Source organism: Pseudomonas sp. 67(2021), assembly GCF_017491835.1.
GTDB lineage: Bacteria > Pseudomonadota > Gammaproteobacteria > Pseudomonadales > Pseudomonadaceae > Aquipseudomonas > Aquipseudomonas atacamensis.
In genome coordinates, this window is the sequence record NZ_JAFGYL010000021.1 from 83,020 (window position 1) to 95,001 (window position 11,982).

Annotated in this window: 11 protein-coding genes; 7 read left to right on the plus strand and 4 right to left on the minus strand. The window is 62.1% G+C overall.

What is annotated here, in order from left to right; translation table 11 throughout:
• Positions 1-7: 7 nt before the first annotated feature.
• Together J5M66_RS22240 and J5M66_RS22245 are read right to left on the minus strand one after the other, a co-directional pair.
• Entirely contained in the window at positions 8-1,357 is a 1,350-nt protein-coding gene (locus J5M66_RS22240; RefSeq protein ID WP_207809461.1) for an MATE family efflux transporter, read from the minus strand.
• Between the two features lie 98 nt (positions 1,358-1,455).
• Positions 1,456-1,749 (minus strand): hypothetical protein, encoded by a 294-nt coding sequence (locus tag J5M66_RS22245; RefSeq protein ID WP_016771853.1) that lies wholly within the window; start codon positions 1,747-1,749, stop codon positions 1,456-1,458.
• Between the two features lie 244 nt (positions 1,750-1,993).
• Between J5M66_RS22245 and J5M66_RS22250 the strand changes: the two genes are divergently transcribed.
• The 5 genes from J5M66_RS22250 (at position 1,994) to J5M66_RS22270 (ending at position 6,485) form a co-directional block, all read left to right on the plus strand.
• Entirely contained in the window at positions 1,994-2,296 is a 303-nt protein-coding gene (locus J5M66_RS22250; protein ID WP_016771852.1) for a MazG-like family protein, read from the plus strand.
• Positions 2,296-3,045 carry a methyltransferase gene (locus J5M66_RS22255; RefSeq protein WP_073471798.1) on the plus strand — a complete coding sequence of 250 codons (750 nt, stop codon included), beginning with the start codon at positions 2,296-2,298 and terminating at the stop codon, positions 3,043-3,045. Before J5M66_RS22250 ends, J5M66_RS22255 begins: the two co-directional genes overlap by 1 nt.
• A gap of 12 nt (positions 3,046-3,057) precedes the next feature.
• The gene (locus J5M66_RS22260) at positions 3,058-3,669 is read left to right on the plus strand and encodes a DUF4136 domain-containing protein (protein ID WP_073471800.1); all 612 of its coding nucleotides are present in this window, start codon (positions 3,058-3,060) and stop codon (positions 3,667-3,669) included.
• Between the two features lie 41 nt (positions 3,670-3,710).
• Positions 3,711-4,268 carry a DUF4136 domain-containing protein gene (locus tag J5M66_RS22265; RefSeq protein WP_016771849.1) on the plus strand — a complete coding sequence of 186 codons (558 nt, stop codon included), beginning with the start codon at positions 3,711-3,713 and terminating at the stop codon, positions 4,266-4,268.
• Positions 4,269-4,487: 219 nt separating this feature from the next.
• Positions 4,488-6,485 carry a pilus assembly protein TadG-related protein gene (locus tag J5M66_RS22270; RefSeq protein WP_207809460.1) on the plus strand — a complete coding sequence of 666 codons (1,998 nt, stop codon included), beginning with the start codon at positions 4,488-4,490 and terminating at the stop codon, positions 6,483-6,485.
• Here the strand turns inward: J5M66_RS22270 and J5M66_RS22275 are convergent.
• Positions 6,470-9,232: an ATP-binding protein gene (locus J5M66_RS22275; RefSeq protein WP_207809457.1), complete on the minus strand. Its 2,763-nt coding sequence runs from the start codon at positions 9,230-9,232 to the stop codon at positions 6,470-6,472. The two genes, J5M66_RS22270 and J5M66_RS22275, sit on opposite strands and share 16 nt — an antisense overlap.
• The gene (locus J5M66_RS22280; RefSeq protein ID WP_024011435.1) at positions 9,229-9,675 is read right to left on the minus strand and encodes a TadE/TadG family type IV pilus assembly protein; all 447 of its coding nucleotides are present in this window, start codon (positions 9,673-9,675) and stop codon (positions 9,229-9,231) included. Before J5M66_RS22280 ends, J5M66_RS22275 begins: the two co-directional genes overlap by 4 nt.
• A gap of 75 nt (positions 9,676-9,750) precedes the next feature.
• Between J5M66_RS22280 and J5M66_RS22285 the strand changes: the two genes are divergently transcribed.
• Positions 9,751-10,221 carry a prepilin peptidase gene (locus tag J5M66_RS22285; protein ID WP_123443888.1) on the plus strand — a complete coding sequence of 157 codons (471 nt, stop codon included), beginning with the start codon at positions 9,751-9,753 and terminating at the stop codon, positions 10,219-10,221.
• Between the two features lie 118 nt (positions 10,222-10,339).
• A complete protein-coding gene (locus J5M66_RS22290; protein ID WP_207809454.1) occupies positions 10,340-11,107 on the plus strand; it encodes a response regulator transcription factor in 768 nt (255 codons plus the stop codon).
• Positions 11,108-11,982: the final 875 nt, after the last annotated feature.

Below are 11,982 nucleotides of genomic sequence, written 5' to 3' on the forward strand. Positions count from 1 at the left end.
TTTCTGATCAGTGAGCCTTGCCGCTGAACCAGCCATCGCTGCGCTTGAGCCACAAGGCTTGCGCGCCAAGGGTCACGCTGCGCAAGACCATGAACAGCAGAAAAGATATCCACAGGCCGTGATTGCCCAGCGCTTGCAAGAACCAGGCGAATGGCAGGAGCAGCAACACTGTAAGCAGCATGCCGTTGCGCATTTCCCGCGCACGGGTGGCGCCGATGAACAGGCCGTCGAGCAGGTAACTCCACACCGCAATCAGCGGCAGCACGGCGAGGTAGGGCAGGTAGACGAATGCGGTGTCGCGCACGCTCTGAATGTCGGTCTGCATCTCGATGAACAGGTGCCCGGCGAGCAGAAACAGCACAGCGAATCCGACGCTGGCGATCAGCGACCAGCCGCCGGCCACCACCAGCGATCGACGCAATGCCAGGCGATCCCGCGCGCCAATGGCATGGCCGCACAAGGCTTCAACTGCGTGGGCCAGTCCGTCCAGTGCATGGGCTGTCAGCAGCAGGCCGTTGAGCAGCAGCGCATTGGCCGCCACAGTCGCATCGCCGAGCCGCGCGCCCTGTACGGTGATCAGGAAGAACACCGATTGCAGGGCGAGGCTGCGGATGAAAATGTCACGGTTGACCGCCAGCAGCGGGCGCCAACTCTGCCAGACTTTCAGCGCCGACCAGATGATCTGCCCCGGATAGGCGCGCAACGCCGTGCGCGTCAGCCACAGGCCGAGCAGGGCGCCGCTCCATTCGGCGATTACCGAAGCGCGCGCCGAGCCGACCACGCCCCAGTCAAGGCCGATGACAAACCACAGATTGAGCACAATGTTGATCAGGTTGGTGCTCAGCAGAATCGCCAGCGGCGCCCGCGCGTTCTGCGTGCCGAGGAACCAGCCGACCAGCGCATACGTCGCCAGCGCTGCGGGCAAGCCGAACAGGCGGGTGTGGAAAAACTCCCGGGTCAGCTGATCCAGTTCAGCCGACGGTTGCATGAAGTGCAGGGCAACGCCGCTGAGCGGCACGCCAAGAGTGCCGAGCACGACGGCCAGCCCCATCGCCAGCAGCAGGCCCTGCAAGAGAATCTGCCGCAACGCCGCGCCATCGCTGCGCCCGGCAGCCTGCGCGGCAAAACCGGTGGTGCCCATGCGCAGAAAACCCATCGCCCAGGCGAGAAAGGTGTACAGACTGGCGCCGACCGCCACCGCGCCCAATTGATGGGCATGCGGCAAGTGACCGATGACAGTGCTGTCGACCAGCGCCACCAGCGGCACGGAGATATTGGAAAGAATCATCGGCGCGGCGAGCGCCCAGACCTTGCGGTGAGTCGGGCGGTCGCGCCAGTCGGTAATCAGAGAGGACATGCAGGCTCCTTGGGGGAGCGGGGATTGTAGCGGCAGAAACACCCTCACCCCAGCCCTCTCCCTCTGGGAGAGGGCTGGGGTGAGGGGCTTTTGAAGCGCTAGTGAATAATCCAGCTCAACAACCACAACCCCAGCAGCAGCCAGATGATCCCGGCAATGATCGACGCGTTCATGAACGCCCGGATCGCCGACCACAGCAGCATCAGGCCAACGATCAGGGCGATGATGCTGATGATCGAAGTGTCCATCCCCAGCGTCTGCGCCAGGCCGTCGACAAAGTTGCTGCCGGCATTGCTGAGCATATTGAACAGGCCGCTGAGGCCATCGACGATAAAGCGGATGACCGAACCGAGTGCCTGGCCGAGCCATTCGAAAAAGCTTTCTACACGCATGTGTGCATCCCTGATGAAAGAGCTGAGCCTTGGGCCACGCCGAGGGCGGCCGAGTTCCCTGCATGATAGTGGTTTTACTCCATCCCTGTGGGAGCGAGCTTGCTCGCGAAAGCGGTGTGTCATTCACACCATCTGCTATCTGAGCCAACGCCTTCGCGAGCAAGCTCGCTCCCACAATAGATCATCTGCGCTGCTTGCCTTCAGCCCGCATCCCCCCGAAGCTATGCGTCTTCAGGAGAGCCCGATGAACCTTGTTGAACTGACCGAACGCCTGCACGCCATTCGCGACCGCAATGACTGGCGGCAATTTCACAGCCCGAAAAACCTCGCCATGGCCGCCAGCGTGGAAATGGCCGAGCTGGTGGAAATCTTCCAGTGGCTGACAGAAGACCAGTCGCGCCAGTTGCCGGCGGACAAACTCGCCCATGCCGGGCAGGAAGTCGGCGATATCGTCCTGTATCTGTTGCTTCTGTGCAGCGAACTGGGTCTGGACATGAATGAAGTGGTGCGCGCCAAGCTCGCCGACAGCGAACGGCGGTTCAGCTGATGAGCGACCGTCATTTCGATCAGTTGGCCACGCGCTTCGCCGAAAAAATCTACGGCGGCGCCAAAGGCGCGATTCGCCTCGCGGTATTACAGGCCGATCTGAGCGAGGCTTTGCCGGATCGTCCGCTGCGCGTGCTTGATATCGGCGGGGGCCTTGGGCACATGTCGCTGTGGCTGGCCGAGCGCGGCCATGACGTCACCTTCACCGAACCGGCCGAACCGATGCTCGAGGGTGCGCGCCAGCGTTTTGCCGAAGCCGGACACACCGCGACATTCATTCAGGCGCCGTGGCAGGAACTGCCCGGTCAGCTCACCGAGCCCTACGATCTGGTGATCTGCCACGCCGTACTGGAATGGCTCGCCGAACCCCATGCGATCCTGCCGGTGCTGCATCAACTGACCAAGCCCGGCGGCTGGCTGTCGCTGGCGTTCTACAACCGTGATGCGCTGATTTATCGCAATCTGCTCAAGGGCCATTTCAAGAAAATGCGCAAGAACGTCATGGCCGGCGAGAAGCAGAGCCTGACCCCGCAGCAGCCTCTCGACCCACGGGAATTGGCAACGCAACTCGCCGGTATGTGGCAGGTCGAAAGTCAGAGCGGCGTACGGGTATTTCACGATTACATGCCGGTGGAATTCCAGGCCCGCGCCGAACTGGCGGACTTGCTGGAAATGGAACTCGCGCACCGTCGTCACCCAGGCTTCGCCGGGCTTGGGCGTTACTTGCACTGGATCTGCCGGCCGATCTGAGCGGAGCGCGACATGAAAGCTCGATGCGGGTTATTGCTGATAAGTCTGGGGTTGGCCGCTTGCCAGGGCAGCAACCCCTACGTGGCCCAGTCACGGCCGTTGCCGCCGGCACCGCCGCAAGCCGCCACCACCTTCGACCGCAGCGCCTACCCGGCGCCGCCGCGGGATTACGGACGCTACCGCAATTGGGCCTGGCGCGACGGGCAGTTGCCGCCGGGCACGGCGTGGGCTGACTCGGCGCAAGTGGCCGAGGCGGTCAGCAACGCCCTCGACCAACGCGGCTTGCGGCCGATGCGCGACAACCGCCCGGCCGACCTGCTGGTCAGCGCCGACCTGCGTCTGGAAACCCGTTTGCGTCAGGTGCGCGATGATTACGGCTACTACGGCGGATACGGCGGCTATGATCGTTATGGTCGCGGTTACGGCATGTACAACAGCGTGCCGGTCATGCGCACTTATCAGGAGCAGGTCGTGGTGGTGCGGGTCGATCTGTTCGATGCCGGCAATGGTCAGCCAGTGTGGAGCGCCAGCGCCGAGACCGGCACCCAGGGCAATCAGATCGAACGCGCCGATGCGATCCGCGAGGCTGTGGAAAAAGCCATGGCGGCGTATCCTCCCAGCTGACGTCGTGTCAGCAGGTTCATGTCTTCACCCGGAGAAAAATCATGTTCCGCCGTCTCGCTCTACTCGCTGTTGCCGCGCTGCTCAGTGCCTGCGCCGCGAATCAGGTCAATCACGATTTCGACGCCAGCCGCGACTTTGCCGCTTATCGCAGCTGGAGCTGGAAAGACCCGGCCCTGCAATATCGCCCCGATGATCCGCGCATCAAAAGCGACCTGACCGAACAGCGCATCCGCCAGGCGGTGGCCGATCAACTCGATCAGCGCGGTTTGCGCCCGGCTGCCGGCGGCGGCAAGGGTGATCTGAGCGTGCAGACCTACCTGATCGTCGAGGACCGGCAGCAGCAGGTGACGACCAATTACGGCGGCGGTTGGGGCGGCCCGTGGAACGGCTACTGGGGCGCACCGATGTACAACGAAACGCGCAACATCACCTACAAGGTCGCGACCATTCAGATCGACCTGCTCGACGGCAAGGACGGCAAACTGGTCTGGCGCGGCAGCGATGAGCAAATGCTCAGCAACCGCCCGAATCCGGCTGACCGCAGCAATGCCATTCGCGAGACCGTCGCAAGGATCCTGGCCAACTATCCACCGCGTTGAACCGCTCTCAACCGTCCCTGTGGGAGCGAGCCTGCTCGCGAAGACGGTGTGTCATGCAGCATTGAATCCTCTGGCACGACGCTTTCGCGAGCAGGCTCGCTCCCACAGTGGCGTTGGTGACAGGAATGGCGTGACGCCAGCACTCTCGACCGACCGCGTCTACACTCTTTTTCATTAACGGAGGTAGCGCTCGGCACTGCGCCGGCAAAGGAGTGCGCCATGTCGCCAGGATCGCAAGGCAACGGCCCGGCCCGGCAACGCGGGGCGATCGGCTTGATGGCGGCTGCCACCCTGAGTCTGGCGCTGGTGATGATGTTGCTGGTGGTCGATAGCGGTCGCCTGTACATGGAACAGCGCAAACTACAGCGGGTGGTGGATACCGCCGCCCTCGAAGCGGTCAGTCGCGGCGGCAATTGCCTGCCCGGGCTGACCGCCGCCAGTTATGCCGGGCAAAGTGCGCTGCGCAATGGTTACGTGGTCGATGCCGCCAATACGCTCGTCACCACTTGCGGCACACTGGCCACCGCTGCCAGCGGTTTGCGCAGTTTCACTGACGATGCCACGCAATCAAGCGCAGTCAAAGTCGCTGCCAGTCGTACGGTCACCAGCAGTTTTGCTGGTGGTGTGCAGGCGCTGTTCAGCGCCACGCCGGTCAGCCTCAATACCACGCTCAATGCTTCGGCAGTTGCCGCGAAACCGCAGCCGACCGTCGCCCAACTGAATATTCGCAGCACCCTCGCCAGCATCGACACGGTGCAGTCGAACATCCTCAATTCGCTGTTTTCCGGGTTGCTCGGCGGCAACGTCAACCTCACGGCGGTGGGCTGGGACGGCTTGCTGCACACCGATATCAACCTGCTCAAATACCTCGATCAGCTGGCCATTGACCTCAACGTCGGTGCCGGCAACTACACGCAATTGCTCAACACCCAAGCGACCGTGACGCAGTTGATTCAGGCCGCCGCGACGGTAGTGCAACTCAACGGTGCGACCGCGCAAGTGGTCACCGCGCTGGGCCAGTTGCAGGCCGCCGCCATCAATGCGGCGCCGGTCAGACTCGGCGAGATCCTGCAGCTGCAAACCGGCACCACGGCGGCGGGGCTGGATGCCAATCTGCAATTGCTGCAACTGGTGCAGGGCGTGGTGCAACTGGCCAACAGCAAGAGCGCGGTGGCGGCGACCTTGCCGGTCAACGTGCTGGGGCTGGCCGGTGTCACGGTGCGGGTGAAGGTGATCGAACCGCCGCAGTTCTCGGCGATTGGCGACCCCGCGCGGGCCAAGGCCGATCCGTTGGGACCGGACCGGATTTATGTGCGCACTGCGCAGGTGCGCACGCTGCTGTCGGTGAATCTGCCGGTGCTCACGGGGGTGACGGGGCTGACCAATGCGGTGCTGGGCCTGGTCGGTACGCTGACGCCGACGCTCAATGCGCTGTTGAGCCTGAATCTGGTGGACACACTCAATTCAGTGTTCTGCCTGTTGGGTGCCGGCTGCCAGCAGCTCGATCCGAAGCTGCTGCCCTCACCGCAGATCGACATCGCGCTGGATGCCGGCGGGGCGAAAAGCTATGTTACCGATTACCGTTGTCCGACCGGCGACAGCGGCAGCAAAAGCCTGACCGCCACCACAATGACCTCTCTGGCTGATCTCAAGCTCGGCAGGATTGATCCGGTCACGGCGTTCTCTTCAGTCGCCGAACCAACGGTGGCGCCGTTGCCGCTGGTCGATCTCGGCATCATCACCTGCCACAGGATTCTCGGCATCGGCAGTTGCGATGCCGCCTCCCGCGTCCAGTACGGCGCGGGCGGCATCGCCATCAAACTCGACACCAGCGTCGCGCAGACCACGCAGAATCTGCTGTTCTCCAGCACCACACCCTTCGCCACCCCGGCCAATCTGAAACTGCCGCCGAGCGTGCTGCCGGCCGCGCCGACCAGCAACATCGTCGGCAGCCTGGCAAACACGCTGTCCGGCATCAACCTGATCGTCTACAAACCCGTGGGTAGCAATCCGCTGGGCGCCATCGTCACCGGTGTGGCTTCGTTGATCAGCGACGTCAGCAACCGCTTGTTGCCGGTGGTCACCGGTTTGATCAGTCCCTTGCTCGACCCGTTGTTGAACAATTTGCTCAAAGGCCTGGGCATCAATCTGATGAACACCGAGGTGGGCGCCAACATGACCTGCGGGCAGACCGGCAAGGCTTATCTAGTGATCTGATCATCCGTGGCAATCGGCAATTCGATGCAGAACCGTGCGCCCTCTGTGGAGTTGCGCACGCTCAATTGCCCGCCCATGTTGGCGATGATGCCGTAGCTCACCGACAGGCCCAGACCGGTGCCGACGCCAATCGGCTTGGTGGTGAAGAACGGCTCGAAGATCCGCTCCAGCAAACGCGGATCGATACCGCCGCCATTGTCCTCGACCCACAGGCGCACGCTTTCCTCGTCGCGCTCGGCGTAGATCGAAATCCACGGCTTGAACGTTGAGTCGCCCTCGCGTTTGCCGAGCAGGGCGTCGCGGGCGTTGACCATCAGATTGATCAGCACCTGCTCCAACTGATCGACGTAGCCGCGCACCTGCGCCTCGAAACCGGTCTCACTGATGCGCAGATCGACACCTTTGCCGCGCATGCCTTCGGCCAGTAGCGACAGGGTGCCTTCGATGGCTTGGGCCGGGTTGAACAGCTGTTGTTCGATTTCCGAGCGCCGGCCGAACACACGCATGTGGTCAACCACCTTCGCTGCGCGTTGGACCTGAGCGTCGATGCGGTTGAGTTTGTCGGTCAGATAATCGACCTGCACCTCACCGTTGCCGAGGCGCTTGAGCACGTTGACGATGGCCATGCGCATCACGTTCAGCGGTTGATTGATCTCGTGGGCAAGGCCGGTGGCCATTTCGCCGAGGGTGGCCATTTTCGCGCTTTGGGTGAGTTGCTGTTGCGAGCGGCGCACCTCGGTGTTGTCGCGGCCCACCGCTTGCACTTCGATCAACTGTCCCTGCTCATCGAACACGCCGCGATCCGACCAGACCCACCAGGCGTGTTCGCGTCCGGGCAATTGCAGGCTGATTTCCGCTGTACTCACTGGCTGTTGCGGGGTCAGTTGGCTCAGGCGCTGCACAAAAGCGCCGCGCTGTTCTTCGGACATCCAGCCACCCAGATCAACCCCGGGCAGTTGTTCCGGGGTGCATTCCAGATAAGTCGCCAAGGGTCGGTTGCCAAAGATCAGCGTCAGGTCCGGGCGATAACGGCAGATCATCGCCGGCGAGTCCTCGACCAGAATCCGATAGCGCTCTTCGCTTTGCCGCACCTGCTCGGCGGCAAGCGTCGCGTCGGTGACGTCCAGCCACAGGCCCACCGCCTCGACCGGCAGGCCGAGATCGTTGCGCAGCAGTTTTGCCTCATCGAGCAGCCAGTGGTACTCGCCACGGTTGTCGCGCAGGCGATAACGCGCGCGCACCGAGCCTTCGCGCAGCAGCTGGCGGTTGCGCTGGAAATACAGTTCACGGTCGTCTGGATGCACGCGCTCGACCAGCGCTGTCGTGTCGCAATCTTCCAGCGTCCAGCCCAGCAAGGGTTGCAGGCTGGCGCTGAAAAACGCCGGGATCAGCGCGCCTTCTGCATAGCGCTGCACGTAGATCACCGCCGGTGAACTGGCAATCAGATTATCCAGCCGCGCATGGGCGGCAGCGGCGCGCTGTTGTTGATTCTGGATGTCGCTGATGTCGAGCATGAACCCGACCAGACGCCGATGCTCACCGGTGCCGCTGACCTGGCCCTGAACCCGATACCACGTCGCTGCTGCGCCGACCTCCGCGCGGTGCAGACGCACGCTCAGGGTCAGCGCTTCTCCTTGAAGTTGCAGGGCGCGCAAACGGCTGCGCAACTCGTCGCGGTCGGCGGGATGAAACAGCGACAGCCAGCCCTCTACCGGCAGCAGGCGATCGCTGAGATTCAGTGCCGAGGCCAGCGTCGGCGCCAGTGCAATCTGCTCTTCGGCACTGATTTCCCACCAGCCGGTGCCGAGCAGGTTTTGCAGGGAATCAAGACGCTCCATCGATTGCACATGGCGCTGCTCACGCAAGCGGCTGAGCAGCGGCCCGGCCAGCGCACCGGCCAGGGTCAGCCAGTCGCGATCGGTCAGCCATGGCGCCACGTTGTCGACCGTATAAAACCCGCAGAGCAGCCACGCGACCACGCCCTGGTCATTGCTGTAGGGCACGGCGAAACCGTTGGCGTTGCCGAACGTGGCCTGCAATCGCGAATGTTCATAGCGGCCCTGCGGGCCGGCGAGGCGTTGCGGCGCGCTGCCGTTGAGGCTGTCCAGCGGCGTGCCCAGCGGCTGGCCGTCCTCCCACAGTTGCGGGGCATCGTGGCCGCGAAACTGTTGATGAATCTGCCAGCCCTGGGCCTGTTCATCCAGCAACGCCACGGCGAGGCAGGGGATGTGCCAGCGCTGGGCGATGGCCTGCAATTGTTCGCCAAGCACCGTTGGCAGACGCGTCAGGCTGCACGTGCGCAGACGATCGCTGACCTGCGCGGCGAGGGTCTGGCAGGCGTCGCGGTCGCGCGCTTGCTGACGTTCGAGCAACAGGTCGGCGATGTCGAGCATCTGCAATCGCCAGCCATCCTCCAGCGGCTGCACCCAGCCGCGAAGGTGCAGCGGCTGATCATTCAGGCCGCTGAAATCCAGATCGAGCAATTGCCCTTGCCAGTCTCGCGGCTGACCTTCGATGGTCAGCAGACTGTGCGGCAGCAGGTAGGCGCTGAGCGGCAGCGGCTGACCCTGAGGTTTGTGCTGGGCGAGCAAATGCCGCAGCGGGCCGGCGATCTGCAACACATCGCCGTTGCCATCCAGATAAAAATGCAGGCCGATCGGCGGCGCGCCGAGATGGTCCGGCAAGTCGTGAGCTGCGGTGGGGGCGCGCATGAGCAAGCGCCCGAAAAACTTATCGCCGGCGGTCAAAATTGCAGGCTCGAGCGGGCGGTCAGGTGCGTCGGCAGATTGGGCACCGTGCCGATCCCGGGCAACACCAGAAACGGCATGATCTGATTGAGCTTGCTCACCGGGTAATTGACGCTGACGGTCAGGGTGCCAGTCCCCGCGTCGTACGCCGCACTGGTGTCGGTGCCGACCACCAGATTCAAGGCCGAGGGCAGCCATTGCAGTTGTTGGGTCAGCGCGGCATTGGCGGTGTTGACCACCACCGTCGAATAGTTCGGCGTGGTCGGGTCGACCGCAACGCTGCGGCGCACCGCCTCGGCGGTGGCCTGGTTGAACGATTGCATCATCACGAAGGGCAGGCCGTAGCTGACCAGCCCGTAAAACACTGCGAAAAAGATGATGAACACCAAGGCGAATTCGATCGCCACCGCACCTTTTTGCGACCTGCGAAAGCCGTTTTTCATGCGTGCGTCTACCCTGACAGTCACTGCGTAGTATCAGCATAGAATCAATCAGGCAAAACGGACGGCTTTCAGCGGATGCAGATTTCTCTTGTTCTGATCTGGCTGGCGATCTGCGCCGCGCAAGATGCCCGGCAGCGGCGAATTTCCAACATGTTGACCTTGGGCGTAGGTGCGCTGGCGCTGGTCTGGTTGTTGGCGACTGGCACTACTTGGCTGGGTGCCGACGCGGCGCAAGGTGGCTGGGGCTGCCTGATCGCTTTGCTGCTGACGCTGCCGGGTTATTTCCTCGGCCGCATGGGCGCCGGCGATGTGAAATTAATGACAGCCCTGGGTCTTGCGACGAACGGCATATTCGTTCTCGGCGCGTTTATCGGCGCGGGCGTGTCCAGCGTGCTGTGGCTGCTGCTCGCGCCAAAAGTCTGGCCTCATATGCGTCAAGGGCTTAGAGCGCATCTGCGTCATCTCGCCCCGGACAAGTCAAAAAAGCTGCCATTTGCGCCGTTCGTGTGGGTAGGTGTAGTGCTTTCGCTGTACTGGATCATCTGATCGCGGGGTGCCACTAGTCCTATGTACATAGTCGGAAAGTGGGTCTACTTTCAATTCAGGCGAATACGCCACCAAAGTGCAGGAATCGTCAGCGTTGGCCGAGCAAATGGAGTGGTTCGTGAACAAGCCTAATTCGGTAAAAATCCTCGTGGTCGATGATCAGCCGCTGATCGTCGAAGAACTCTGTGAGTTTCTCGAGAGCAGTGGCTACCGTTGCGTGCCGTGCGACTCGAGTCTTGAAGCCATCGAGCTGTTCCGGGCGGACCCGGACATCGGTCTGGTGCTGAGTGATTTGCACATGCCGGACATGGACGGCATCGAGTTGATCCAGGCGTTGCAGCGGCTGGCCGGCAAGCAGCGGGTGTTCGAGGCGATCATGCTCACCGGGCGCGCTGACAAGCAGGATGTGATCAAGGCGTTGCGCGCGGGGATTGCCGATTACTATCAGAAGCCGATTGATCTGGCTGAGTTGCTCGAGGGTGTGCAGCGTCAGGAACTGGCTTTGCAGGAGCGGCAGAAGAATCTGCATCTGGGGCATTTGAATCAGAAGTTGCAGTTTTTGTCCGAGTCGATTGATGACCTTTATCAGGATCTGGACAAGGTACGGCGCTCGCCCGTGCCGGTGGTGAGTGATGGTGAGCCTGAGTCTGTGGAGATACCGGCGGTGTTCAATCAGTTGTCGCCCCGGCAGTTGGATGTGGCGCGGTTGGTGGGCAAGGGGCAGACCAATTATCAGATTGCCTGTGAGTTGGGGATTACCGAGAACACGGTGAAGCTGTATGTGTCGCAGGTGTTGCGGTTGACGCATATGCATAATCGGACGCAGTTGGCTTTGGCGCTTTCTCCTGGTAGTTTGGCGGGGCGGCAGCGCGTTACGGCTCATTAATCGGTGAATATCCGTTGCTGCGGTAACGGCTTCTTAGGGTTTCGCCCTTACGGCGAGTCCCTTTTGGCAAACGCCCCAAAAGGAACCAAAAGGTCTTCGCCCTGACGTTCGGCCAGCTCGCTGGGGCTCGGGGTTCCTTCGCTCCGGGATCGATCCTGGCGCAGCGGCTCCGGTTTGCTTCGCTGCACCTCCTTCCGCTGTGTCTGGCTGCGCCAGACGGTCGCTGCGCTCCCACGCCCGGATCAATCCCTCCACTCAGCCTGCCGACGGGCTCCAAGATCAAAATCTACTCGAGCTTGCGCTCATTGTTGAGTGGTGCGGCTTCGCCGCGGGCAGCTGCGCTGCTTTTGCTTTCTGTGGGAGCGAGCCTGCTCGCGAAGGCGGCCTGACAGCCGACCTGTTCTTAATTGGTACGCGATCCAACTGTAAGAGCTGCCGAAGGCTGCGATCTTTGCTTTTGCTTTTGCTGTTCTGTAGGAGTGAGCCTGCTCGCGATGAGGCCAGTCGGTCCGCCGATAACTCGAAGTCGTTTAAATCTGTTTCAAAATAACCAGAACCTTCCCACAAGGTTTTCAGGTTGTCCGTCGGACGTCGGGTCACTAGTCTCTGGCTGTCGTCGAATCTTCGGCGATCGGGTGTGAGAACCCTGCTACTTATGGTCATCCAGTATCTGTGCACGCATAATCGCCGCCAGCTTGTCCGCTGTCTGCAATGTGTCATGGCGGCTGTGTGCGGGCAGACTTCGGTCTGGCCGGGTGTCCATAACCGGTATTCTCACCCCGCATACAGTTGCCACCATTTGCCCCGTGAGAATGGCATTGGGTCGCACCGCAGATTTTGGAGAGCCGTTTCAATGGACAAACTGATCCCAGACC